Consider the following 22,733-nt stretch of genomic DNA (forward strand, 5'->3'; position numbering starts at 1 on the left):
CCCCCCCTGCCGCGGGCGGCATCGCTTTGGATGCCGGTGCCGCAGGCGATGCCGCGCCTGTGGCGCGAATGGCGGGCGCGGTGGCATTCGCAGGGTGGGGTGCATTCTGGGCGTGGGCCACAGCACAGGCCAGCACAACAAGGGGTGCGGCGGCAAGCCGCAGCAGGCAGGTCAAAAGCAAAGGCATCGCGGTATTCTATGAACGCGCCCAGCCTGGGGCGCGGCAGAGCGCGACCAGTGGCGCGCCCGCCAGGTGCGCCGCCTGTTGACCGCCCTTACATGCTCCCCAGAGCGCCCAGCAACCTGGCGCTCACCTCGGCGGCATCGGGCGCGTCGAACTGCATGTTGTGCTGGTCCGTCAGCGGGCCGTGGCCCGGCTCCATGCCTCCGGCAGCGCCGTAGCCCATGGCCTTGAACTTCCAGGTCCCACCCACCTTTTTGAGCGAGCCCACATGTGCGCCAGTGGCCGTGTGCACGGCCACCACGGCGGCGTTGACGGGCAACAACTGCAAGGGGCCCGCCACGGGGCCGGGCGGCACGTGGAAGAAGGTGGGTTTGAAGCCAGGCGGCTGGGGCGGACTCAGGGACATGGGGTGTTTGTATCTCAAAACGCGTACCCCCCACCTGCGACCCGGAAGCTTGCGCCGCAGATACCAGGCACGCCCTGCCCGGCGGCATCGGCGCCGTTGCGTTCGGCCAGATGGCCACGGGCCGCCTGGGCGGGCCGGGCACGCTGGTGGCCTTCTCCAGCGGCTCGTCGCTGCTCAACATCGCCCAGGGCCGCTGCGCAGCTGGTGCATGCCGCAGGGCCTGTGGGCTGGTTGTTTTTTTGGTTGACACAACGGGCCGCTGCAATCCCCCATTTGTGTGAATTACTGCGCACTTACCAAATAGTAAAAGTCTGCAACCGCGCGCCAAATCGCCGATGCGTGTGGATACTGGCGTCTCCACAAAAACCGGCTCAACGACGAAGGGAGGCCAGGGCCCACAACAGGCCCCGGCTGGATCGCTCGTGATGTGCCCGACCACCATGACATCCTGGATCGCCACCCTGTGCCTGGCTGCGGCCTCGGCCCTTGCCACCACGGCTGCCTGTGCCGCCACGTTCACCATTCCCGATGCGGGCGTGTCCTTCAATGCGCCCGAGGGCTTTACCCAGCTCACCGCGGAAGAGATCGGCAACAAGTACCCGTCCAACCGCGCGCCCAACTTCGTGGTGGGCAATGCCCGCCGCACGACCACCATTGCCTTCGACCTCAAGCCCCAGGGCCTGCCCAAGGACAAGCTGCCCCAGGCCAAGGCCTCGTTCGAAACCCTGTTCGACCGCATCATTCCCGGCATCGAGTGGAAGGAAAAGAAGCTCCTGGACATGCAGGGCCAGCAGTGGATCTACTTCGAGATGACCTCGCGCGCCATCGACACCGACATCTACAACATCATGATGGTCACGCCCCACCGGGGCAAGATGCTGGTCTTCAACTTCAACTCCACCAAGAGCGAGTTCCCGGCGGTGGAGAAGGAGTTGCGCAAGAGCCTGCAGACGATTGCAGTGGCGGGCGAATAAACAGCCCAAACCATGCGCGGGGATCGCCAGACAGGCGGGCGGTTCTCCTACCCGCAACCACCTGGCATGGCGGCATAGTCAACAGTCCATCGGTCCATGGCGGCCCGGGAGAGCGACGATGACGACGAATGCCGAAACCGCATTGAAGCCAGCCGCGCAGCTGGCTCAACAAGCCAAGACCCCCTTCCCCGGGGCCTCGGCGGAGTACGAGTCCGCCCGCCAGGCCCTGCTGGCCGAAGAGATCGAATTCCGCCGCCACATGACGCGCCTGGTCGCGCAGCGCCAGGCATTGCCACCGGGCCCGGTGATCACCAAGGACTACCGCTTCAAGGACGAACAGGGCTTCGAGGTCGGCCTGGCCGACCTGTTCGGCGACAAGAACACCCTGGTCACCTACTTCTGGATGTACGGCCCGCAACGTGAGCGTCCCTGCCCCATGTGCACCAACTGGCTGGGCGCGGTCGAGGGCAATGCCGCCGACATCAAACAGCGCGTGGCCCTCAAGATCCTGGGCCGCTCGCCGGTGGAACGCCAGTACGCCTTTGCGCAGGAGCGCGGCTGGCGCGACCTCAATTTCGTGCAGACCATCGGTGACGACTACGCGAAGGACCTGGGCATCCTCATGGACGATGGCAGCGAGTACCCCGCACTGGTGGTCTTCCAGCGCGACGGCGAGGGCCAGGTGCGCCTGTTCTGGGCCAGCGAGATGACCCTTGAAATGGCCGACCCGGGCCAGGACCCGCGCGACGCACCGGACATTGCGTCGCTGTGGTCCATCCTGGACCTGACGCCTGGAGGGCGGCCTGCGGATTGGTATCCGAAGCTGAAGTACTGAATTGCCACGGCATGGCAGAACCCCGCCTCTGTCGACCGCCAAGCCACCTGGGCCAATGTTTACCGCAACGCCAAAGCCCAGGCGACGTCCTCGTCGCGCAAGCAAAATAAATCCATGACAAACGCTTGCGCAGCCTTTACATCGCACAGAGCATCCACATAGAAGGCCATCAATCCATCGGGATTCCCGTCATGTCTCATCAAGAGCAACGGGCCCAAGGAAGGCGCGTCTAGCAGGGCGCCAGTGAACCAGTCCAGATCGTCTTGAGCGCGAAACAATTGCAAGGGCTGTCGCCCATGCAATTCGTCCATTGTCAGCTTGCTTGCGAGCACCGCACAGCAATCGCCGCTGGGCCAACGAGGTGGCTTTACAGTGTTCATGTCTTTTTCTTGGAAGGACCGCGAGCAGGTCATTGTTGGTCTTCGTGATCCGATGCCTCGACGACCTTGCGGATGGCGTCAAGCCGCGTCCCATCGGCTTCGATCAACTTGATGACTTCCCCGGCAGCGTCACGCTCACCACACACCCATTCCCGGTACAGAATCCACAAGCCTTCCCTGGCCCGGTCCCGGCAGACTTCGTCTACGCGCCTGTTGCCCAACGCGATCTCACTGTCGTGCGCTGAACCCGACAGAATCTGGAAGAGCAATTCGAGCACACCCAGCCTCACGTGCCGGTGGCTCTCTTCAGCTAGCAGCGCCGCCATCAAAACAGATACCACCGGCTCAGCGGCCTGGTAAAGCTGTCCCTGGACCACCACCTGATTTTCCAGCCTCCAATAGGCTTGGGTCGCCCGTTCCGGGGTGAGTGCATGCAGCAGGTCCATCAGGCATGGGGCACCTGTTCCGCAGTACCGCCTGCCTGCCGCAGCGTGCTCCATGGGATTCGGCGGATTTCCATTTCAGCCAAGTGGAGCCCGCGGAATTCGTCACAGGCTGCCGCGCGTTCAAGCGCATCATGCAAAGGCTCCGCGGCCCTCACTATATCGGCCCAGGCGGGATGGTTCGACACCTGGATCTTGGCCTCTCCCAGCGACAGGCTGAATTCCTTTCGCACCGCCTTGATGGTTTCCACGATGGTGTGACCCTGCGCATGCATCCTGGCAATCAGATCCGCTTGTTTCATGTGCATCCTGGGCTCTCGCTTCTTCGGCCCTCAGCTCTGCCCAGCATCAATGGATTTGGGTACTGGACCCGCCAGCGCCTTGCGCTCGCGCCACGCCTGCTGCACGAATGGGTCCGTCACCGCATAGGTGCCATGGCCCTTGCGCACGATGAGATTCGCGTCGCGTAGCTCTTCCGACACCCGCTGCACCTGGTCGGCCGTGACCTCGCGGCCCACGGTGGCGGTGTACTCGGCCAGGGCGTCGGTGGTGAACAGGCCGCTGGCATCGCCCTCGACGCGCGCCACGCGGTCGAAGATGGCGCCGGCCAGCACACCCAGGTCTTCGAGCTTGCGCAGTTCCACGTCGGCCGCTGCGCCCTTGAGGGTGGAGGCGATCACGGGCAGCAGGCGGTCGGCCTCGGCCGGGTCTTCGCGCTGCAGCTGGCGCAGCGCACGGATCAGTTCTTCGGGCCGGCGGCCCAGCAGGTTGAAGGCATCGGTGGCCACGGGCAGGCTGGGCAGCACGGGGGCGCCCTCTTCGGCAATGCCCTGCAGCACATAGGCCACGTAGTCGCCGTCGAGCGTGGGGTACTCCACCGAGGTGGCACCCGCAAAGGCGTGCTTGCCCTGCAGCGTCATGCCCACCACCTGGGCGCGGTGCGAGCCCGTGCCGATGAAAAGGAAATGCCCAGGGGTGTCGGGCCGCGGGTTGATGGCATCGCGCGCCGCCTTGATGGCCAGCAGCATCTGCGCGCCATCGTCGCCGGCCAGGGCCTGCTGGACCTCGTCGACGATCAGCACCAGGTCGGTCTGCGCCAGCTCGATCACCTCGGTGAGCGCCTGGGCCAGCGTGACCCCGCCCTTGGCGCCTACATCATTGAGTTGAAAGCCGAACTTGAAGCCCGCCGCCCCCAAGTCCAGCCCCTTGAGCCGCGCCAGGCGGCCCAGCACGCCGGAGCCCGGCGACTGCAGGTCCGCCAGCGCACGGCGTATGGCCGCATGCACCAGCGTGGCCGGGTCGGCCTTGGTGTCGGCCCACAGGTCGACATAGATCACGATGGCGCCCTTGGCCTCCAGCGCAGGGATCAGGTCCTGGCGCAGAAAGGTGGTCTTGCCGGTGCGGCGCAGGCCCGACAGGAAGAGCCCTGAGCGCAGCCCCTGGTCGAGCAGGCCGGGCTCCAGCAGCTGTTTGGCCATCTGCTCGGCAAGTGCGGGGCGGTGGAAAAGGTCCATTTGGCTTATTTTAGTCAAATCTAATAATTAGCACAAATGACTAAATCACCCTAAAACGAAATCCAGCAGGCTTACACCGCCACCACCACCCGCCACACCGGCAACTCCACCCCTGCCACCGGCTCGGGCACGATGCCGTTGGCCACCACGCCATCGTCGCTCTCGGCCTCGCAGGCCACCACCGCAATCGCGCCGTAGCGCTGGCTCGTCGTCACCACGCACCAGCCTTCGGGCAGGGCACGCTGCGCGCGCTCGTGGCTGGCCGTCCAGTGGGTGCTGACCTGGGCTTCGAGGATGGCCGGGCCGGGCTCGGCCACGGGCTGCTGCATCACGGGCACCTCGACCTCCAGCACGGTGCCGGCCGCCACGGGCGCGGCCTGCAGGCCGTGGCCCTGCAGCCAGTCGGCCACGGCCTGGGGCACGGCGTAGGCCCAGGGGCGCTGCACGGTGGCCGTGGGCACGAAATGGGCGTAGTGCGGCACCTGCACGCTGACGGGGTCACCGGTCAGGGTGTAGGGCTCGCGCGTGAGCACCTCCACCGTGGTGCCAGGGATCGCCTCCAGCGCGTAACGGATGGCGATTTGCTGCGGCGGTTCGGCGCAGGCGGCGAGCAGGTCGACGATCTCCTGGCCGTTGGCCGCGGCATAGACCAGGGCCTCGCGCAGCACGGCGTAGGTCACCTCCACGCGCTCCTGGTAGCTGATGTACGAGTACGCCTCCAGCAGCACGTCGAGCCGGTTGGTCAGGCCGCGGTAGTTGCAGCCAAAGCGCGGGTGGTGGGTGTAGGTGATCCAGCCCTGACCCTGGCCGCCCTCGTCGCGCACGAAGTTGCCATACCAGAAGGTGTCCAGGCCCTCGGTGCGCTTCACCGCGGCCTGCACGGCGGGCATCATGCGCTCGCGCATGTAGGCCACGGGCTCAGCGCGGCCTGTGTGCTCGGTGTGGGGGATGTCGTAGGTCAGCGCAAAGCGGTGGATGGAGCCGTTGGTGGCATGGCAGTCCAGCGTGAGGTGCGGGTTCCAGGGCTGGCACACGCGCTGCTGCAAGAGGCGCATCTCGCTCGCCTGCTGGCGCATGTAGTCGCGGTTGAGGTTCACGCCCGCGGCGTTGGTGCGCGTGCCCACCAGGGCCGGGCCGTCCTGCCCGCGCAAGTGGGCGATGTCCAGCGGCCGGTTGTCGGCGCTCATGCGGTCGTTGCCGTCGGGGTTGAAGAGCGGCACCACCACCAGCACGGTGCGCGCGAGCAATTCGTCGCCATGGTCGCCGCGCAGCAGGTTGCGCACCAGCATCAGCACGCCCTCCTTGCCTTCCACCTCGCCGGCGTGGATGCCGCACAGCATCAGCACCACGGGCAGACCGCTGGCCTGTGCGGCCTCGGGCGTGTGGTGGCCCTGGGCGGACAGCACCAGCAGCGGCAGCTGCCGCCCCTCGGGTGAGGTGCCAAAGTCGGTGATGTGCAGGCGCTTGTCGCCCAGGGCCGCCAGGCCCTGGACATAGGCCATCACGTCGGCGTGGGTGGAGGTCTCGGTGTAGCCGCTGGTTTCGGCACGCGTGAGCAGTGGGGTGGTCGTGGGTAAGGACATGGAGCGGATCTTAGAACCTGTTCGGCCCACCGCACCATCACCACTTTGTCGCAAACGGTCTCATCGCTCCAGCCACCACTGGATGACCACCTTGGCCAGAAAGCCGATGAACCCCACGCCCAGCCCCAGGAACAGCACGAAGGTGCCGAAGCGCCCGGCCTTGGACTCCCAGGCCAGCTGGCCGATGATGAACAGCATGTAGGCGATGAAGGCGCCCACCCCGTAGGTCAGGAAGAAGCCCGAGATCTGCGCCTCGGTAAAGCCGAAGATCATGGCCGTCGCCCCGCTCCCTGCCCGCCATCACGCCCCGGCAGGCCCGAGGCATCCACCAGGTCGCGGTAGGCATGCCAGCTCGCATGGCCCAGCATGGGCATCACGGCGATCAGCCCGAGCAGCAGCGACGCCAGGCCCAGCAAGGTGAAGCCCAGGATCAGTGCCGCCCACAGGGCCATGGGCAAGGGGTTGGCCAGCACCGCCTGCCAACTGGTCAGCACCGCCTGGCGCAGCGTGACACGCCGGTCCAGCAACAAGGGGATGGCAACCACGCTGGAGGCGAAGATGGGCGCCGCGAGCAGGCTGCCCAGCGCCAGCCACAGCGCGAACAGGCCACTGTCGGGCGCCAGCACCACGTGGTGCATGAAGTCGAGCGGGGTGCGCACGGGCACCGGCGCCAGCAGCGTGATCAGCGCTGCCGAGGTGATGACCCAGCCCGTGGCCGCCAGCGCCAGCAGCAGGCCGAACTGCACCAGGCACCAGTAGCCATGGTCGCCCCACTTGCCCGGGTGGCTGTGCTGCCAGTCGAGCCAGGTGCGGCGCACCAGGGCCAGGTTGGCAGGCTCGCCGCGTTCCAGCGCCCGGCTCAGCGCATACAGGCTGGTGGCCAGCACCGGCGCCACCACCAGAAAGCCCGACAGCGCCCCGGCCAGCAGCCAGAAGCGGTGGTGTGCAACAGCCAGCAGCGCGCCACCGAACAGCGCTACCGCCAGGCCGTGCGCAAAGCTGAGCCAGCCGGTGCGCACCATGTCGCGCCAGGCCAGCGCCAGCCAGGCCAGCGGCTGCAGAAGACCGACGTTGCGCACGGGCGGCAGAAAGGGGCGGGGCGTTGGGCGCATGGTGCCCAAGTCTCGCGCGCAGCCGCAAGGCGCGCCTTGATCTGCGACAAGAAAACGCCGCAGTGGCGCCGGCGCTCAGCGGGGCGGCTGGGCCAGGGCTACGGGGATGGCCTTGAGCAGCTCGCTGATGGCCGCAAGGCTGGCCACCGTGGCATGCGGCGGCGCGCCGTGCTTGTCATGGGCCCAGGGGTGGTTCGGCGTGTTGAGCCAGATGGCCTGCATGCCGGCGGCCAGCGCCCCCTGCACGTCCAGCGCGGCATCGTCGCCCACATGCAGCACCTCGTGCGGCAGCACCTGCGCGGCGCTGGCGGCGGCATGGAAGATGCGCGCATCGGGCTTGGCGATGCCGAAGGCGGTGGCGCTGATGCTGGCCTTGAAGTAGTGGCCGATGCCGATGCGGTGCACGTCGGCATTGCCGTTGGACAGGGCCACCACCGGGTAGCGCGCAGCCAGAAAGGCCAGCGTGTCGTGCGCATCGGCGAACAGCTCCACGCGCTGGCGCTCGGCAAAGAACAGCTCGAACGCGGGCTCGGCCAGCGTGGGCTCATCACCGGCCTGCGTGAGTGCCAGGCGAATGGATTCGCGGCGCAGCGCGCTCAGGTCGTGCAGCAGGTCGGGCCGCAGGCTCACCATCTGGTTGCGGATGGCACGCAGCGATTCGGTGCTCGAGAACAGCGTGGCCGTGGCGGGCGCATGGTCGGTCAGCCACTGCAGCAGCACGGCCTCGGCCCGGGCGATGGTGGGCCAGATGGGCCACAGCGTGTCGTCCAGGTCGATGGTGATGGCGCGGATGCGCGAGGTATCCAGGGAAAGGGCAGAAGCGGACATGGCAAGGCACACAGGAAGTTGGTGGCCGAGAAGCGCGGCCTGCAGCCAGTCGGCCGACTGCAAGCAAGGATACCGCAGCGGCCCGGCCGCAGCGTCAGGCGGGTTTCTGGGCGGTGGCCACCGCCACGGACGAGCCCCGCACCACCAGCCTGCCGGGCAGCAGCCGCTCCCGCGCGGGCGCCTGCAGGCCCTGCATGCGCTCGATGAGGCACTGCGCGGCACAGCGGCCAATGGCACCCGTGGGCTGCGCCACCGTGGTCAGGCCCGGGCCGATCAGGGGCGCCCATTCGGGGTCGTCGAAGCCGACAAAGCCGATGTCGGCCCCAAAGCTCCAGCCCAGCCGCACCATCGCTGCCGCCACCCGCAGCGTGACCACGGAATTGCCCGACACCACTGCACCGCGCGCGCCTTTGCCCCGCCGCGGGCCTAAAGCGCGCAGCGCGGCATCGAGCACCTCGTCCGACGCATCGGCCAGTTCCACCACCGAGCCCCGCACGCCCGGCCCGTGCGACGCCACGCACTGCGAGAACGCGGCCGCCCGCTCCAGGCGCGAACTCACGCCGGCCAGCGGCTGGGTGATGTAGAGCAGGTCGCTCCAGCCACCGTCGATCAAATGCGTGCAGGCGCCGCGCATGGCATCCTGGTTGTCCAATGACACGAAGTCGGCCTCCAGGCCCGCATGCCGGCGGTCCACCAGCACCGCCGGCCGGCCGTGCAGGGAGCTGAGTTCGGCCTGCCCCTCGTCCTGCCCCTGGGTGTTGAGGATGAAACCATCCACCTGGTAGCTTGCCAGGGCGTCGATGGCGCTGCGCTCGCGCTGGCGGTCATTGCCCAGGTTGAACAGCATCACCAGGTAGCCAGCCTCCTGGCAGGCCTCTTCGGCCCCGCGCAGCACGGCCACCGAGAAGGGGTTGGTGATGTCGGCCACCACCAGGCCGATCAGGCGCGAGCGCCCATGGCTGAGTGCCTGGGCCATGGGGCTGGGCACATAGCCGAGCTGGGCGATGGCAGCCTCGACCCGGGCCGCGATGTCGGGGCTGAGCAGGCGCTCGCGGTGGTTGAAGAAACGCGAGACGGTTGCCTTGGACACGCCGGCCGCGGCTGCCACGTCGGCAATCGTGGGCCGGTCTCGGCCAGCCGCATCGACAGGGGCGGCGGTAGGCGCCTTGGCGGTGGGTGCGCGCGGCTTGCGACTGCTCATGCGCCGATTGTCCCGTACACCGCGGCGGGCTTTTCGCCGGCCAGCGCCTGCAGCAGGTTGGTCACCGCCAACCGGGCCATGGCATGGCGCGTGCCATGCGTGGCCGAGCCGATGTGCGGCAGCGGCGTCACACGCGGGTGGGTGCGCAGGGGCGAGGCCAGCGGCAGCGGCTCGGTGGCGAACACATCGAGCCCTGCGGCATGCAGCGTGCCATGGTCCAGTGCAGCCAACAGGTCGTCCTCGACCACCGTGGCGCCGCGCCCGCCGTTGATGAAGATGGCGCCCGGCTTCATGGCCGCGAAGGCCCGCGCATCCACCAGGCCGCGCGTGCTGTCCGACAGCGGCAGCAGCGCCACCACGATGTCCGCGCGCGCCAGCAGGTCGTCAAGCGGCACATGCTCGGCCCGGCCCAGCAACATGGGCGCCTGCGCCGCCAGGTCCACAGGGCGGCGCGCGTGGTACAGCACAGGCATGCCAAAGCCCAGTGCCGCACGGCGCGCCACGGCCTGACCGATGCGGCCAAAGCCCAGCAGTCCCAACGTCTTGCCATGCACGTCGTGGCCGAACAGGTCTTCGCCGATGTTGCCATTCCAGCGGCCCTCGCGCACCATCTGCGACAGCTCCACCACCCGTCGGCAGGTGGCCAGGATCAGCGCGAAAACCGTGTCTGCCACGGTCTCATCGAGCACGCCCGGCGTATGGCACAGCACGATGCCGCGCGCCTGCAGGGCCTGCAGGTCGTAGTTGTCCACCCCCACCGAAATGCTGGAGATGGCCTGCAGCTGCGGCGCACGCGCCAGCAGCTCTGCGGTGACAGGAAAGCTCGCGCCGATCAGGCCATGGGCCCCGGCCAGCGCGGCATCGAAGGCCGCGCGCTGCGCCGGCTGGCGCGGGTCGGCCACGGTCACCTCGTGCACGGCCTGCAGGCGGGCCAGCTGGTCCGGCGGTAGCTCGCGAAACGCCAGCACCTGTTTGCGGCTCATAGGCCGGCCTGCTCCAGCTCTGCGCGTGTAGGCAGCCCCTCGGTGTCGCCCAGCACCTGCACGGCGCGGGCACCGATCCAGGCGCCGCGGCGCACCGCGTCGGGCACGCTGTGGCCAGCCAGCAGGGCGCTGACCACGCCCACGGCAAAGCCATCGCCCGCGCCCACGGTGTCCACCACCTCGGCCACAGGGAAACCGGCCACATGGCCGGTGCCCGCCACGTCGCTGTCGAAGTACGCACCCTGCGCACCGAGCTTGACGACCACCAGCTTGGCGCCCCGCTCCCGGTAGAACCTGGCCACGCCCTCAGGGGTGGTCTCGCCTGTGAGGAACACGCCCTCCTCCATGCCCGGCAGCACCCAGTCGGCAAAGCGCGAAAGCTCGTTGATCCAGTGCCGCATCACTTCGGGCGAGGACCACAGCGTGGGCCGCAGGTTCGGGTCGAACGAGATCGTGCGGCCCGCGGCGCGCATCACCTGCAGCGTGCGCAGCGCCGCCTGCAGGCTGGTCTCCGAGATCGCGGCGAACACGCCCGTGGCATGCAGGTGGCGCGCGCTGCGCAGCCAGGGCTCGTCCACATCGGCCGGGCCCATCTGGCTCGCGGCCGATCCCTTGCGGTGGTATTCGACCTGGGGGTCACGCCCATCGGTCACGCGCTCCTTGAACTGGAAGCCCGTGCGCTGTGTGGCATCCGAGGTCACATGGGAGCAGTCGATGCCCTCGGCCTGCATGGTGGCCAGCAGCGATCGGCCCATGGAATCGGTGCCCAGGCGGCTGGCCCAGCCCACCTTCAGGCCCAGGCGCGCCAGGCCGATGGCCACATTGGTCTCGGCCCCGGCCGTGCGCTTGTGAAAGCCCGTGGCATGCTCCAGCGGCCCGGGCTCGTTGGCCACCAGCAGCAGCATGGCCTCGCCGAACAACGCCACGTCGAAGGCGGTTTCCTTGGCTACGCTCATGCATGCCTCCGTGCATCGCGGATCACGGCCAATTGCGCGCGTGTCACCGCCGCCAGGTCATCCCCGATCAGCGGGTACTCGATGGCGTGCGGCACGTCCGCCGGCAGCACCCGCAAAATGGCGCGCCAGGGCGCCACCGAATCGGCCAGCGGCACCGCCACCCATTTGCCGGGCAGGCGTTGCACGCCCTTGCAGTGCACATAGCGCACGCGGTGCGCCAGGGCCTGCGCGGCCTGCAGCGGGCATTCGCCCTGCCAGTGCCAGTTGCCCATGTCGAAGGTCATGCCCAGGTCCAGTCCGGCGCGCTCCTGCGCATCGAAAAAGGCGGTCATGGCCGACAGCGTGCCGGCCGTGGCGGTCTGGTCGTTCTCGATCACCAGCTCCACCGGTCCGCCCACCAGCAGTTCCTTGAGCCGCGCCAGCGAGCCATGCGATGCCGTACCGAAGCCGCCGATGGCCATCTTCAGCCGCGGCGCACCGAGCACGCGGGCCGCCGACATGCCACGCGCCAGGGCAGCTTCGTCCAGCGTGCCGTCTACCGTCCACAGCCCCTCGGGGCTGGAGAACACTGCCGCCCGGCCCGCCAGCGCGGCCAGTTCGTTCACCGGGTCGCGCAGCATCTCACCGCGCACCTCGACACCATCGGCACCGGCCTCGCGGGCAAGGTCGGTGCACCACAGCTGGCCATGGCGCCCCACTTCGGCCGCACCGAAGGAAGACAGGGAAATAAGGAGCTTCATCGACTGCATTTCTCGTTCATGCCCGCGCGCCGCGGCGCGGATCACCACCGCAGCTCAGTGCGCCTGGTGGGAGCTAAGGATCTGGCCCAGGAACTGGCGGGTCTTCTCGTGCCGGGGGTTGCCGAAGAACTCGGCCGGCGGCGCCTGCTCGAGGATCTTGCCGTCGGCCATGAAGATCACGCGGTCCGCCACGCTGCGGGCAAAGCCCATTTCGTGGGTCACGCACAGCATGGTCATGCCGTCCTCGGCCAGGCCGATCATGGTGTCCAGCACCTCCTTGACCATTTCGGGGTCCAGGGCCGAGGTGGGCTCGTCGAACAGCATCACCTTGGGGGCCATGCACAGCGCGCGCGCAATCGCCACACGCTGCTGCTGCCCGCCCGACAGCTGGCTCGGGTGCTTGTGCGCCTGCTCGGGGATGCGCACGCGCGTGAGGTACTTCATCGCCACCTCCTCGGCCTCGGCCTTGCCCATGCCGCGCGAGCGCATGGGCGCCAGGGTGCAGTTCTCCAGAATGGTCAGGTGCGGGAACAGGTTGAACTGCTGGAACACCATGCCCACCTCGGCGCGCACGGCATCCACGTTCTTGCCACCGGCCGTGAGGTCGATGCCATCCACCTCGATACGGCCTTTCTGCACCGCCTCCAGGCGGTTGATACAGCGGATCAGGGTGGACTTGCCCGAGCCCGAGGGGCCGCAGATCACGATGCGCTCCCCAGCGCGCACCGACAGGTCGATGTCGGTCAGCACCTGAAAGCTGTCGAACCACTTGTTGACCCCCTCCATGCGGATGATCGGCGGCGTGCCGGGGTCGGTCGTGACTGCGTCCGTCATGGCAGGAATCTCCCGTTCCTTGTATTTATTGAAGCTTGGGCAGGTCGGTTTCCAGCCACTTGCGGTACAGCTTGTTGAGCTCGCCATTGGCCGTGTTGCGCGCCACGAACTCGTCCATGGACTTGTGCAGCTCTTCCTGGCCGGGGCGCATGGCGATGCCCATGGCCTGCTGCAGCAGGTTGAACTTGTTCTCGAAGGTGTTGGCCGGCACGCGCTTGGCGATCTGGGCCGCCACGGTGACCGAGCAGCCGATGGCATCGACCTGGCCCGAGATCAGCGCCTGCATGGCCGAGGCATCGTCGTCGAAGCGGCGGATCTCGGTGCCCTCGGGCGCAGCCTTGGTGACGGCCACGTCCTGGGTGCTGGCGCGGGCCACGCCCACGCGCACGCCCTTGAGGTCGGCCGCGCTCTTGATGGCGCTGCCGGTCTTGCCGTACAGCACGATGGTGGCCGCCGCATAGGGCTGCGAGAACTGCACCTGCTTGGCGCGCTCGGGCGTGATGGCCAGCGAAGCCACCAGCACGTCGACCTTGTTGGTCAGCAGGAAGGGAATGCGGTTGGGGCCGGTGACGGGCACGAGGTTGACCTTGACGCCCAGGTCCTTGGCCAGCAGCCTGGCGACGTCGGCGTCGTAGCCATCGGGCTGGTTCTGCGCGTTGGTCGTGCCATAGGGCGGAAAGTCCACCAGCATGCCGATGGTGATCTCGCCCTTCTTCTTGATGTCGGCCACGCTTTGCGCGGACGCCAGCGGCGCGAAGGCCGTGAGCATGGCGCCCAGGCCCAGGGCCGCCAAGGCGGCGGTGGTGGTACGGCGGTACAGAGAAAAGGTCATGGCATGTCTCCTGTGGGTTGGTATGGATTGCGCGCTCGGAAAGAAAAGCTGTTTCACCGCGCCAGCGCCCGGGCGCGCTTGCGCTCCATGCGCGCGGCCAGCAGCGACAGCGGCCAGCAGATGACGAAATACAGCGCTGCCACGGTGGTGAACACCTGCAGCGGCTGGAAGGTGGCGTTGTTGATGATCTGGCCCGCCCGCGTGATCTCGGTGAAGCCGATGATGGCGGCCAGCGAGGTGCCCTTGATGATCTGCACCACATAGCCCACCGTGGGCGGCAGCGCGATCTTGAAGGCCTGGGGCAGCACCACGAAACGCATGCGGGACACATAGTTCAGGTTCAGGGCCTGCGCCGCCTCCCACTGCCCGCGCGGAATGGCCTCGATGCAGCCGCGCCAGATCTCGCCCAGGAAGGCCGCGCTGTTGAGCACCAGCGCCATCCCCGCGGCCAGCCAGGGGTTGATATCCAGGCCCAGCACCGGCGCGCCGAAGAAGATCAGGAACAGCTGCAGCAGCAGCGGCGTGCCCTGGAACACCTGGATGAACAAGGTGGCGGCCCAGCGCGCGGCAGCGCTCTCGGACGTGCGCGCCAACGCCACCAGCAGCCCCAGCAGCGAGCCGCCCACGAAAGCCATGGCCGACAGCGCCAGCGTCCACTGGGCGGCCTGCACGATGAACCAGAACTCGGAAACTCCAAAGGTGCGCATGAACGGTCCTCAGCGACGGTCGGGGTAGTTGAGCGTGCGCTGGTAGATCAGCTTGAACAGCCCCGAGAACGACACGGCCAGCGCCAGGTAGATGGCGGCCACGACGATGTAGATCTCGAAGCTGCGAAAGGTCTGCGACTGCAGGTTGGCCGCCACCGAAGTCAGGTCGTCGGCCGAGATCACCGACACCACGGCCGAGCTCAGCATCAGCAAGATGAACTGGCTGGTGAGCGCCGGGTAGATGGCCTTGAGCGCAGGCTTGAGCACCACGAACCGGAAAATCTCCCAGGGCTTGAGGTTCAGCGCCTTGCCCGCCTCGATCTGCCCCTTGGGAATGGATTCGATGCCTGCGCGCACGATCTCCGCCGCATAGGCGCCCAGGTTCACCACCATGGCCGTCAGCGCCGCCGTGTAGGGCGACCAGCGCAGGCCGATGGCCGGCAGCGCAAAGAAAAAGAAGAACAGCTGCACGATGAACGGCGTGTTGCGGATCAGCTCGATGTAGGCATTGATGAGAAAGCGCAGCCAGGCCGGCCCCGAGGTCTTGCCCCAGGCGCAGGCAATGGCCACCACCAGCCCCAGCACCGTGGCGGTGAGCGAGAGCTGCACGGTGATCCAGGTGCCCTTGAGCAGCAGGGGCCACGCGGCAAAAACGGATTCGAACTGGAATTGGTAATTCACGGCGCAAGTCTATGAAACCGGTTTCAGACATGCACGAGGGATTTCCCGGGGAGGCGCCAAAACCTTCTGCGGGTAGGCGCCAGGTGACTGGGCCACAATGCCGCATGCGTTTTCAAACCGAACCCCCTTTCACCCACGGCCAGCCCGAACGCACCGCCATCCTGCTGTGCAACCTGGGCACGCCTGACGAGGCCACGGCCCCGGCGGTGCGCCGTTACCTGGGGCAGTTCCTGTCGGACCACCGCGTGGTGGAGATCCCCAAGCCCGTGTGGCTGCCCATCCTGCACGGCATCATCCTGCGCACGCGGCCGGCCAAGTCCGCCGCCAAGTACGCCAGCATCTGGACCCAAGACGGCTCGCCCCTGGCACTGTGGACGGCCAAACAGGCCACACTCTTGCGCGGCTGGCTCGGCGAAGCCGGCCACCCGGTGCTGGTGCGCCATGCCATGCGCTACGGCAACCCGTCCATCGCCAGCCAGCTCGACGCGCTCAAGGCCGATGGCGCCACGCGCATCCTCATCCTGCCGCTGTACCCGCAGTACTCGGGCACCACCACCGCCAGCGTGTTCGATGCCGTGTACGCCTGGGCCGCACGCACGCGCCATGTGCCCGAGCTGCGCTTCGTGAACCGCTACCACGACCACCCCGGCTACATCGACGCGCTGGCGCGCAGCATCGAGGCGCACTGGAAGGCCAACGGCCAGCCCGACAAGCTGGTGATGAGCTTCCACGGCGTGCCCGAACGCACGCGCACGCTGGGCGATCCCTACCACTGCGAAAGCCTGAAGACCGGCCGCCTGCTGGCCCAGCGCCTGGGCCTGCGCGACGACCGCTATGTGCTCACCTTCCAGTCGCGCTTTGGCAAGGCCAAGTGGCTCGAGCCCTACACCCAGCCCACGGTCGAAGCCCTGGGCAAGGCCGGCACGCGCCGGGTGGACGTGGTCTGCCCGGGCTTCACCAGCGACTGCCTGGAGACGCTCGAAGAGATCAACATGGAGGTGCGCGAGGCCTTCCTGCATGCGGGCGGCCAGGAGTTCCACTACATCCCCTGCCTGAACGACAGCAGCCACTGGATCACCGCGCTGAGCCGCATCGCCCAGCAGCACCTGGCCGGCTGGCCCACCGAACCCGATGGCGCCGCCGCCCAGGCCGATGCACGCGAGCGCGCACTGGCTGGCGGTGCACCCAAGGGCCCGATGCCGCCGGTCCTCTGACGCGCCCCTGGCCCCGCCTTTCCTTCCTGTTTCTCGTTGGCTCCCCTGCCCCGTTTCCGAATTGCCGTCCCCCATGCCCGCATCCGCCCGCGCCCTGTCTGCACACCAACTGCGGCTGATCATCGACCCCGCCACGCTGGGCTTTGCCAGCACGGCCGAACTCACCGGCCTGCCCCTGCCCTGGATCGGCCAGGAGCGCGCCGAGGCCGCCGCCCGCTTCGGCCTGGCCATGCAGCAGCCCGACTACCACCTCTTCGTGCTCGGTGACGTGGGCAGCGGCCGCGCGTCGCTGCTGCACCAGGCCATGCTGGCCGAGGCGGCACGGCGCCCCGTGCCCCCCGACCTGTGCTACCTGCACGACTTCGATGCACCGGACCGCCCGCGCGCCCTGCGCCTGCCCGCGGGCCAGGGCCGCCTGCTGCGCCAGGCCCTGGCCGACATGGGTACCCGGCTGGAGACCGAGGTGCCGCAGCACCTGGCCAACCCCACCTTCCTGGCCGATGCGGCGCGCGTGGAGCAGCGCTGGCAGGCGCAGGAGAACGACGCCCTGGTCGTGCTCGACGCCTTTGCGCTGGCGCGCCAGCTGCGCCTGGTGCGCAACAACGGGCAGATGGCCATCACCCCTCTGGGCCCGCGGGGCCAGCCGCTCAGCGAGGCCGAGGCGCGCGTACTGCCGCCCGAGCGCCGCGCCGCCATCGCACGCGACGAGGACGCGCTGCGCGCCGAGATCGACCGCTTCGCCCAGGCCATGCACCCGCTGGAGCGTGAACGCGATGCCGCGCTGGCCGCCCTGCGCCGCGCCGTGGTGCAGCCGCTGGTGCAGCAGGCGCTGCACGGCGCCCGCCAGATCGCCCCGGAGGCCACACGCCTGACCCAGTGGCTGGACCAGGTGGAACGCGCCCTGCTGGACAGCATCGACCTGCTGGAGCCCTATTACGGCGACAACGAAGCCGATGCCGAAGCCGATCGCAAGGACGACCTGGACGCGCTGCTCGCCCGCTGCCGCGTGAACCTGGCAGTGGACAACGGCGGGCGCAGCGGCGCCCCCGTGATCGTCGAGGACAACCCGCAGCAGCGCAGCCTGATGGGCAGCATCGACCATGGCGCCAATGCCGACGATGCCGACCCCGGGCAGGCCGACGTATCGGCCATCCATGCCGGCAGCCTGCTGCGCGCGCATGGCGGCTTCATCCTGCTGCACCTGCAGGACCTGACCGCCGAAGAAGGCTTGTGGCCGCGCGTGCGCCGCTTCCTGCGCAGCCGCCGGCTGCAGATCAGCGACGATGCGGGCGGCAGTGGCGCAGGCGGCGGGGCACCGGCCGGCCTGCAGCCCGAGCCGGTGGAAGTGGATGTGAAGATCGTGCTCGTCGGCTCGGTGGACGAGTACTACGCCCTGCAGGACAACGACCCCGAGGCCGCGCGCCGCTTTCGCGTGAAGGTGGACTTTGCCGACCGCTTCATCGCCACACCGGCCACGCACCGGGCCACGGCCACCTTCGTGGCGCAGTGCTGCGCGCAGCGCGGCCTGCCGCATTTCGGCCCCGAGGCCGTGGCCCTGCTCATCGAGCAAAGCCACCGCGAGGCCGACGACCAGGGCCGCCAGAGTGCCCGCTTCGCCCAGGCCGAGGCGCTGGTGATCGAGAGCGCGGCCCTGTGCCGCATGCGCAACCCGGCCGACGCCACGGCCCTGGTGCAGGCCGCCGACGTGCAGGCGGCCCTGGCTGCGCAGCGCCTGCGCCACAACCAGACCGAGGAAGAGCTGCACCAGACCCTGGTCGAGGGCGAATGCCTCATCACCCTGCACGGCCAGGCCGTGGGCCAGGTCAACGCCCTGTCGCAGATCGACCTCACGGACTACCGCTTCGGCTTTCCGGTGCGCATCACGGCACGCAGCTTCGCGGGGCAGGAAGGGCTGCTCAACATCGACCGCGAGGTCCACATGTCCGGCCCCATCCACGACAAGGGCGTGCTCATCCTGCACGGCTACCTCACGGCCCTGTTCAGCCATGTGGCACCGCTGGCGCTCAACGCCTCCATCGTGTTCGAGCAGGAGTACAGCGGCGTGGAGGGCGACTCGGCCTCGTGCGCCGAACTGTATGCGCTGCTGTCCAGCCTGTCGGGCCTGCCACTGCGCCAGGGCATCGCGGTGACCGGCGCGCTCAACCAGCATGGCGAGGTGCTGCCCGTGGGCGGCATCAACGAAAAGATCGAGGGCTGGTTCCAGGCCTGCGCCGCCGCCGGGCTCGACGGCACGCAGGGCGCACTCATCCCGGCGCGCAACCAGCGCCACCTGATGCTGTCGCGCCCCATCCTCGAGGCGGTGGAGCGCGGCCTGTTCCACGTCTACACCGTGCAGCACGTGAGCGAGGGCATCGCCCTGCTCACGGGCGAGGCATCGGGCATGGGGCCGGGTGCGGTGCTGGCGGCCGATGCCGCCGACGAGGTGACCCACACCGTGCTCAGCCGCGCCGAGCAGACCCTGCGCGCCTACCGGCGTGCCTGCCAGAGTGCGGGACACACGCGCGCGGGGCGCACGGGCAGAGGCCGGCGCAGAGACTGAGTCGGTGGCCTATGCCGGCCCGCAGCCCAGGGCCTTCCAGCGGCCCACCACGTACTTCTCGTAGATTCCCTGCAGCAGCGCGCGGTAGCGCGCCATGTCCAGGTGCGCGATGCCCCGCTCCACCTGCGCGATCACCAGCGCTGCCTCGGGCACGGCCGCCAGCCGGCCGAATGCATGCGCCTGCACAATGGCCTGGGTGAAGGGCCACTGCAGGTAGTCGTCCTCGTGCTCGCTCACCACGTCGTTCAGGTCGCATAGCAAGAAAACCACCGCGCCCTCGCGCAGCAGCGGTGCATCGATCTCGCCGACCCCGGATGTGTCCACCGTCACGTCCAGGTACTCCAGGGCGTTGAAGTGCGCAGGATCCAGGTACACCGTCTGGTCGTTGGTGATGCCGCCTTCGCGCAACAGGTGGTAGTACAGCAGCAGCACCGAGGCCATGGCGCGGTTGGCGGTGGGGAACAGGTCGGGGGTGATGTGCATGCAGGCGCGCTTGTCGTTCAAAAGCGTGGAGCCACGCCTACAGCGACCGCAGGAAGCCGAGGAGTTCCTCGTTCACGCGCGCGGGCGCTTCCTGTGGCAGCCAGTGGCCGGCCCCGGCGATGGTGTGCGAGCCGCGCAGCCGGGGCACCAGGCCTGGCATGGCCGCGATGAGGTCTGCCATGCCGGGCATGGCAAGCCCCGTGTCGCGCTCGCCCACCAGGTACAGCGCAGGGACTTCCACGCGCAGGCCGTCGAAGGCAGCGTCCAGCGCCCAGTTGCGGTCGAGGTTGCGGTAGTAGCTGAGACCGCCGCCAAAGCCGCTGGCCTGGAACGCCTGCACGAAGCCATCGAAATCCGCGGGCTCAAGCCAGCTGGGCAGCGCAACGGGCTCGGGCAGCGTGGCCAGCAGCCCGCCGTCACGGGGCAACATGCCGAAGGGGTTGGGCGTGCGCGGGTCGCTGCGCGGGCCGGCTTCGCCGCTGGCGGCGAAATAGATTCGGCGCAGCGCCGTGGCTACGTCAACTTCGAGTTCGCGTTCGGCCACGCCTGCCTGGGCAAAGTAGTGCACGTAGAACCAGGCGTGCGCGCTCTGTGGGAAGAGCTGGCTCGGCGCCATGGGTGCGCGCCCCATCATGGGCACGCCCAGGGCCGCCACGGCGCGAAACCGGTCAGGCCGCAGCCGTGCGGCCTGCCAGGCAATGGTGGCACCCCAGTCATTGCCCACCAGCACGGCCTGCTGCTCACCCAATTGCTCGACCAACGCGACCAGGTCGCCCACGGCATCGAGCACGGTGTAGGCGTCCACCGCCTGCGGCCGATCGCTGCCACCAAAACCCCGCATGTCGGGCGCAACGGCGCGGTATCCTGCCGCCGCCAGGGCCGGCAACTGGTGGCGCCAGGCATGGGCCGTTTCAGGAAAACCGTGGCACAGCAGCACCAGCGGGCCCTGCCCCTGCTCGGCAATCCGCAGGCGCAGGCCGTTGGCCTGCAGCATTCGATAATTGGGTAAGGTCATGGTTCCTGGTTTTTCAACGAACAAGCTCAAGCAAAGCGTAACTCATTGAGTTGCACAAAGTCAAGATGCCCCAAGATACCCGGCTTGCACGGCTCGTGCACGTGCTGCTGCACATGCACCTGCATGGCGGCACGACAACCTCCGAAACCATCGCGCAGATGCTGCACACCAATCCCGTCGTCGTGCGCCGCACGATGGCAGGCCTGCGAGAGGCGGGCCATGTGGTGTCGACCGGGGGCCGCGGAGGCGGCTGGTCGCTGGCGGCGAACTTCGGCATGCTCACGGTGGCCGACGTCTACCGCGCCATGCAGCCCTCACGCCCATTTGCCTTCGGCCCCGCTTCCGACAACCCCGCATGTCCCGTCGAAGCCGTCGCCAACCGTTTTCTGGCACAGGCCATGGACATGGCAGAGAACGCGCTGCTGACCGAGCTGGCTGGCAAGCGCCTGCTGGAACTGGCCGAAGAACTGCGTCCTCCGCTCCCTGCGCCGGCCAAGAGAGCGGCGCCGCGCAGCAAAGGCTAGAACGACCCCATACCGCCCTGGAATGCCCCTACCGGCGGTCGGTCCCCGGCGCATGGTTCGTTCGCAACCACTCGCAGGTATGGTCGCCCACCAGTTCCGTCTGCAGGTGCACGGTGGCGCCATGCCGTCGAGCCCCGACAGGCGTTGCTCGAACTTGGCGAGCCGTTCGGCCCAGTCCCACTCCACGGCCTTGAGTGATGCGCCGAAGCGGATGGCGCGAAACAGAGCGGCGCTCGGGCGCAAGCACGCGCGAGTGGCCCATGCGCCGCGGCAGATCAGCGGACAGTCTCCAATGTGACGATTTGTGACTGCGTGCCCGTGTTTTCCCGCAAACCCCGGGCCGGCCTGCGCTTGATACTGGCCCTGCCGTCGATGGAGCCGTGCGCGCGCATGCATGCTGTCTGGTTGGTTGCCTGCTTGTCCGTTGGCTGGTCGTTTGCTGCACAGCAGGCCCCGTCGAGGCCCACACCTACAAGACCGACAGGAGACAACGCCGCATGCCCACCCACCACTCCGCGCCGCTGGCGCGACCACCGTCCCCTGCGCCCACGCGCCGCCGCGTGCTGTCCTGCGCCGCTGCGGCGACCACCGTGGCCCTGCCCGGCTGGGCACTGGCCCAGCAGGCCGAGCCCTGGCGCATCGGCCAGACGGCCGCGCTCACAGGGCCACTGGCGTTCCCGTTCGTGGAGATGAACAAGGGCATTGCCGCGGCCTTCCAGGAGGTCAACGAGCGCGGTGGCATCGACGGGCGGCGCCTGCAGTTCGCCAGCGCCGACGATGGCGGCGATCCGGCCAAGGCCGGCGCCAATGCGAAAAAGCTGCTGGAGGAGGACAAGGTCTTCGCCCTGCTGTCCTGCGGCGGCACCACCAGCGTGATGGGTGCGCTGCCCGTGGCCATGGCGGCCAAGGTGCCGGTGATCGCGCCCGGCACGGGCTCGGACGCGCTGCGGCCGTTCAACCCCCTGGTGTTCCATGCGCGCGCAAGCTATGCGCAGGAGCTGCACAAGATCGTGCAGCAACTGGGCTCCACCGGCTTCACCAAGTGTGCGGTGGCCTACATCGACAACCCGTTCGGCAAGGCCACGCTCGCGGCCTTCGACGCGGCGGCCAAGGTGCACAACAACAAGGACTGGAAGGCCTTCCTGCTGCCCGAGACCGAGGAAGGCGTGGCGCGCACGGTGGACGAGATCACGGCCTGGCAGCCCACGGCATTGATCTCGCTGGCCGTGGGGGCCGTGGGCATCCCGTTCTACAAGGCGCTGCGCCAGCGCGTGAAGGCGCCTGCGTTCTCGATCTCGTTCCTGGGCTCGCGGCCGCTGCTGGCGGCGCTGGGCGAGTCGGCGCGCGGCATCACCGTGGCGCAGGTCGCGCCCAACCCCGACAACGTGGCCAAGCCCATCGTCAAGGCCTACCGCGATGCGCTCAAGGCCCACGCCGCCGGGGTCGAGCCGGGCTATTCTTCGCTGGAAGGCTACCTGAGCGCGCGCCTGATGATCGAGGCCCTGCGCCGCGCGGGCCGCACCGCATCGCGCGAAAAACTCATCGAGGCCCTGCACAGCATGCGCCCCTACGACATGGGCGGCTTCGAGCTGCGCTATGGCCCGCAGGACCACAACGGCACGGACTTCGTGGAGTTGTCCTACTTCAACGGAGAGCGGTTCCGGCGCTGAAGTGAAGCACCCCCTGAGTCGCTTCGCGCCTTCACCCCTCTCTCGACTCGCTGCGCGAGTCGGGAGGGGGACGC

General features: G+C 68.4%; 25 protein-coding genes and 1 pseudogene. 7 read left to right on the forward strand and 19 right to left on the reverse strand.

What is annotated here, in order from left to right; all coding sequences use genetic code 11:
- Positions 1–275 precede the first annotated feature (275 nt).
- On the reverse strand, positions 276–590 hold the full coding sequence (locus tag PMI14_RS27360) for a hypothetical protein (protein WP_007859608.1): 315 nt from the start codon (positions 588–590) through the stop codon (positions 276–278).
- Positions 591–664: 74 nt separating this feature from the next.
- On the opposite strand from PMI14_RS27360, the pseudogene PMI14_RS35665 reads away from it, so the two are divergent.
- The 3 genes and pseudogenes from PMI14_RS35665 to PMI14_RS27370 form a co-directional block, all read left to right on the forward strand.
- A pseudogene (locus PMI14_RS35665) lies at positions 665–784 on the forward strand (tripartite tricarboxylate transporter substrate binding protein); the annotation flags it as partial.
- 246 nt (positions 785–1,030) lie between these two features.
- Complete coding sequence (locus PMI14_RS27365; protein WP_052024521.1) at positions 1,031–1,564, forward strand: hypothetical protein; 534 nt, start codon at positions 1,031–1,033, stop codon at positions 1,562–1,564.
- A gap of 118 nt (positions 1,565–1,682) precedes the next feature.
- Positions 1,683–2,399 carry a DUF899 family protein gene (locus PMI14_RS27370; protein WP_007859611.1) on the forward strand — a complete coding sequence of 239 codons (717 nt, stop codon included), beginning with the start codon at positions 1,683–1,685 and terminating at the stop codon, positions 2,397–2,399.
- Between the two features lie 59 nt (positions 2,400–2,458).
- On the opposite strand, the gene PMI14_RS27375 is transcribed toward PMI14_RS27370, so the two are convergent.
- The 16 genes from PMI14_RS27375 to PMI14_RS27450 all read right to left on the reverse strand — a co-directional run bounded on the left by PMI14_RS27375 (position 2,459) and on the right by PMI14_RS27450 (position 15,193).
- Positions 2,459–2,779 carry a hypothetical protein gene (locus PMI14_RS27375; RefSeq protein ID WP_146187913.1) on the reverse strand — a complete coding sequence of 107 codons (321 nt, stop codon included), beginning with the start codon at positions 2,777–2,779 and terminating at the stop codon, positions 2,459–2,461.
- Positions 2,780–2,808: 29 nt separating this feature from the next.
- Entirely contained in the window at positions 2,809–3,225 is a 417-nt protein-coding gene (locus PMI14_RS27380; RefSeq protein ID WP_007859612.1) for a hypothetical protein, read from the reverse strand.
- Positions 3,225–3,530: a hypothetical protein gene (locus PMI14_RS27385; protein WP_146187912.1), complete on the reverse strand. Its 306-nt coding sequence runs from the start codon at positions 3,528–3,530 to the stop codon at positions 3,225–3,227. The genes PMI14_RS27380 and PMI14_RS27385 overlap by 1 nt, the downstream gene beginning before the upstream one ends.
- Before the next feature lie 24 nt (positions 3,531–3,554).
- On the reverse strand, positions 3,555–4,736 hold the full coding sequence (locus PMI14_RS27390; RefSeq protein WP_007859616.1) for a hypothetical protein: 1,182 nt from the start codon (positions 4,734–4,736) through the stop codon (positions 3,555–3,557).
- Between the two features lie 71 nt (positions 4,737–4,807).
- On the reverse strand, positions 4,808–6,319 hold the full coding sequence (locus PMI14_RS27395; protein ID WP_007859617.1) for a M14 family metallopeptidase: 1,512 nt from the start codon (positions 6,317–6,319) through the stop codon (positions 4,808–4,810).
- Between the two features lie 60 nt (positions 6,320–6,379).
- Entirely contained in the window at positions 6,380–6,592 is a 213-nt protein-coding gene (locus PMI14_RS27400; protein ID WP_007859622.1) for a DUF2788 domain-containing protein, read from the reverse strand.
- Positions 6,589–7,431 (reverse strand): DUF2189 domain-containing protein, encoded by an 843-nt coding sequence (locus PMI14_RS27405; protein ID WP_007859623.1) that lies wholly within the window; start codon positions 7,429–7,431, stop codon positions 6,589–6,591. Before PMI14_RS27405 ends, PMI14_RS27400 begins: the two co-directional genes overlap by 4 nt.
- Positions 7,432–7,506: 75 nt before the next feature.
- A complete protein-coding gene (locus PMI14_RS27410; RefSeq protein ID WP_007859624.1) occupies positions 7,507–8,259 on the reverse strand; it encodes an HAD-IA family hydrolase in 753 nt (250 codons plus the stop codon).
- A gap of 94 nt (positions 8,260–8,353) precedes the next feature.
- A complete protein-coding gene (locus tag PMI14_RS27415) occupies positions 8,354–9,460 on the reverse strand; it encodes a LacI family DNA-binding transcriptional regulator (protein WP_007859625.1) in 1,107 nt (368 codons plus the stop codon).
- Complete coding sequence (locus PMI14_RS27420) at positions 9,457–10,443, reverse strand: D-glycerate dehydrogenase (RefSeq protein ID WP_007859626.1); 987 nt, start codon at positions 10,441–10,443, stop codon at positions 9,457–9,459. The genes PMI14_RS27415 and PMI14_RS27420 overlap by 4 nt, the downstream gene beginning before the upstream one ends.
- Positions 10,440–11,399 carry a sugar kinase gene (locus PMI14_RS27425; RefSeq protein WP_007859628.1) on the reverse strand — a complete coding sequence of 320 codons (960 nt, stop codon included), beginning with the start codon at positions 11,397–11,399 and terminating at the stop codon, positions 10,440–10,442. Before PMI14_RS27425 ends, PMI14_RS27420 begins: the two co-directional genes overlap by 4 nt.
- A complete protein-coding gene (locus tag PMI14_RS27430; protein WP_193353650.1) occupies positions 11,396–12,139 on the reverse strand; it encodes a sugar phosphate isomerase/epimerase in 744 nt (247 codons plus the stop codon). Before PMI14_RS27430 ends, PMI14_RS27425 begins: the two co-directional genes overlap by 4 nt.
- A gap of 54 nt (positions 12,140–12,193) precedes the next feature.
- The gene (locus PMI14_RS27435; RefSeq protein ID WP_007859631.1) at positions 12,194–12,973 is read right to left on the reverse strand and encodes an amino acid ABC transporter ATP-binding protein; all 780 of its coding nucleotides are present in this window, start codon (positions 12,971–12,973) and stop codon (positions 12,194–12,196) included.
- 25 nt (positions 12,974–12,998) lie between these two features.
- The gene (locus PMI14_RS27440) at positions 12,999–13,805 is read right to left on the reverse strand and encodes a transporter substrate-binding domain-containing protein (protein ID WP_007859632.1); all 807 of its coding nucleotides are present in this window, start codon (positions 13,803–13,805) and stop codon (positions 12,999–13,001) included.
- A 53-nt stretch (positions 13,806–13,858) separates the two neighbouring features.
- Entirely contained in the window at positions 13,859–14,512 is a 654-nt protein-coding gene (locus PMI14_RS27445; RefSeq protein WP_007859633.1) for an amino acid ABC transporter permease, read from the reverse strand.
- Positions 14,513–14,521: 9 nt separating this feature from the next.
- A complete protein-coding gene (locus PMI14_RS27450; RefSeq protein ID WP_007859634.1) occupies positions 14,522–15,193 on the reverse strand; it encodes an amino acid ABC transporter permease in 672 nt (223 codons plus the stop codon).
- Between the two features lie 104 nt (positions 15,194–15,297).
- Between PMI14_RS27450 and hemH the strand changes: the two genes are divergently transcribed.
- Both hemH and PMI14_RS27460 read left to right on the forward strand, forming a co-directional pair.
- Positions 15,298–16,407, forward strand: a complete 1,110-nt coding sequence (gene hemH / locus PMI14_RS27455) for a ferrochelatase (RefSeq protein WP_007859635.1) — start codon at positions 15,298–15,300, stop codon at positions 16,405–16,407.
- A gap of 73 nt (positions 16,408–16,480) precedes the next feature.
- Positions 16,481–18,967, forward strand: coding sequence for an ATP-binding protein (locus PMI14_RS27460; protein ID WP_007859636.1), 2,487 nt, complete (start codon positions 16,481–16,483; stop codon positions 18,965–18,967).
- 9 nt (positions 18,968–18,976) lie between these two features.
- On the opposite strand, the gene PMI14_RS27465 is transcribed toward PMI14_RS27460, so the two are convergent.
- Both PMI14_RS27465 and PMI14_RS27470 read right to left on the reverse strand, forming a co-directional pair.
- Positions 18,977–19,450: a hypothetical protein gene (locus PMI14_RS27465; RefSeq protein ID WP_007859637.1), complete on the reverse strand. Its 474-nt coding sequence runs from the start codon at positions 19,448–19,450 to the stop codon at positions 18,977–18,979.
- Positions 19,451–19,487: 37 nt separating this feature from the next.
- Entirely contained in the window at positions 19,488–20,465 is a 978-nt protein-coding gene (locus PMI14_RS27470) for an alpha/beta fold hydrolase (RefSeq protein WP_007859638.1), read from the reverse strand.
- 65 nt (positions 20,466–20,530) lie between these two features.
- On the opposite strand from PMI14_RS27470, the gene PMI14_RS27475 reads away from it, so the two are divergent.
- Positions 20,531–20,989 (forward strand): Rrf2 family transcriptional regulator, encoded by a 459-nt coding sequence (locus PMI14_RS27475; protein ID WP_007859639.1) that lies wholly within the window; start codon positions 20,531–20,533, stop codon positions 20,987–20,989.
- Between the two features lie 497 nt (positions 20,990–21,486).
- The gene (locus tag PMI14_RS27480; protein ID WP_007859640.1) at positions 21,487–22,659 is read left to right on the forward strand and encodes an ABC transporter substrate-binding protein; all 1,173 of its coding nucleotides are present in this window, start codon (positions 21,487–21,489) and stop codon (positions 22,657–22,659) included.
- Positions 22,660–22,733 lie beyond the last annotated feature (74 nt).

This window comes from Acidovorax sp. CF316 (assembly GCF_000276605.1).
Lineage (GTDB): Bacteria > Pseudomonadota > Gammaproteobacteria > Burkholderiales > Burkholderiaceae_C > Acidovorax.

Bases quoted from the DNA above. Each gene is read 5' to 3' on its own strand.
- PMI14_RS27360 (WP_007859608.1), bottom strand. From the start codon at position 590: ATGTCCCTGAGTCCGCCCCAGCCGCCTGGCTTCAAACCCACCTTCTTC.
- PMI14_RS27365 (WP_052024521.1), top strand. From the start codon at position 1,031: ATGACATCCTGGATCGCCACCCTGTGCCTGGCTGCGGCCTCGGCCCTT.
- PMI14_RS27370 (WP_007859611.1), top strand. From the start codon at position 1,683: ATGACGACGAATGCCGAAACCGCATTGAAGCCAGCCGCGCAGCTGGCT.
- PMI14_RS27375 (WP_146187913.1), bottom strand. From the start codon at position 2,779: ATGAACACTGTAAAGCCACCTCGTTGGCCCAGCGGCGATTGCTGTGCG.
- PMI14_RS27380 (WP_007859612.1), bottom strand. From the start codon at position 3,225: ATGGACCTGCTGCATGCACTCACCCCGGAACGGGCGACCCAAGCCTAT.
- PMI14_RS27385 (WP_146187912.1), bottom strand. From the start codon at position 3,530: ATGCACATGAAACAAGCGGATCTGATTGCCAGGATGCATGCGCAGGGT.
- PMI14_RS27390 (WP_007859616.1), bottom strand. From the start codon at position 4,736: ATGGACCTTTTCCACCGCCCCGCACTTGCCGAGCAGATGGCCAAACAG.
- PMI14_RS27395 (WP_007859617.1), bottom strand. From the start codon at position 6,319: ATGTCCTTACCCACGACCACCCCACTGCTCACGCGTGCCGAAACCAGC.
- PMI14_RS27400 (WP_007859622.1), bottom strand. From the start codon at position 6,592: ATGATCTTCGGCTTTACCGAGGCGCAGATCTCGGGCTTCTTCCTGACC.
- PMI14_RS27405 (WP_007859623.1), bottom strand. From the start codon at position 7,431: ATGCGCCCAACGCCCCGCCCCTTTCTGCCGCCCGTGCGCAACGTCGGT.
- PMI14_RS27410 (WP_007859624.1), bottom strand. From the start codon at position 8,259: ATGTCCGCTTCTGCCCTTTCCCTGGATACCTCGCGCATCCGCGCCATC.
- PMI14_RS27415 (WP_007859625.1), bottom strand. From the start codon at position 9,460: ATGAGCAGTCGCAAGCCGCGCGCACCCACCGCCAAGGCGCCTACCGCC.
- PMI14_RS27420 (WP_007859626.1), bottom strand. From the start codon at position 10,443: ATGAGCCGCAAACAGGTGCTGGCGTTTCGCGAGCTACCGCCGGACCAG.
- PMI14_RS27425 (WP_007859628.1), bottom strand. From the start codon at position 11,399: ATGAGCGTAGCCAAGGAAACCGCCTTCGACGTGGCGTTGTTCGGCGAG.
- PMI14_RS27430 (WP_193353650.1), bottom strand. From the start codon at position 12,139: ATGAAGCTCCTTATTTCCCTGTCTTCCTTCGGTGCGGCCGAAGTGGGG.
- PMI14_RS27435 (WP_007859631.1), bottom strand. From the start codon at position 12,973: ATGACGGACGCAGTCACGACCGACCCCGGCACGCCGCCGATCATCCGC.
- PMI14_RS27440 (WP_007859632.1), bottom strand. From the start codon at position 13,805: ATGACCTTTTCTCTGTACCGCCGTACCACCACCGCCGCCTTGGCGGCC.
- PMI14_RS27445 (WP_007859633.1), bottom strand. From the start codon at position 14,512: ATGCGCACCTTTGGAGTTTCCGAGTTCTGGTTCATCGTGCAGGCCGCC.
- hemH (WP_007859635.1), top strand. From the start codon at position 15,298: ATGCGTTTTCAAACCGAACCCCCTTTCACCCACGGCCAGCCCGAACGC.
- PMI14_RS27460 (WP_007859636.1), top strand. From the start codon at position 16,481: ATGCCCGCATCCGCCCGCGCCCTGTCTGCACACCAACTGCGGCTGATC.
- PMI14_RS27465 (WP_007859637.1), bottom strand. From the start codon at position 19,450: ATGCACATCACCCCCGACCTGTTCCCCACCGCCAACCGCGCCATGGCC.
- PMI14_RS27470 (WP_007859638.1), bottom strand. From the start codon at position 20,465: ATGACCTTACCCAATTATCGAATGCTGCAGGCCAACGGCCTGCGCCTG.
- PMI14_RS27475 (WP_007859639.1), top strand. From the start codon at position 20,531: ATGCCCCAAGATACCCGGCTTGCACGGCTCGTGCACGTGCTGCTGCAC.
- PMI14_RS27480 (WP_007859640.1), top strand. From the start codon at position 21,487: ATGCCCACCCACCACTCCGCGCCGCTGGCGCGACCACCGTCCCCTGCG.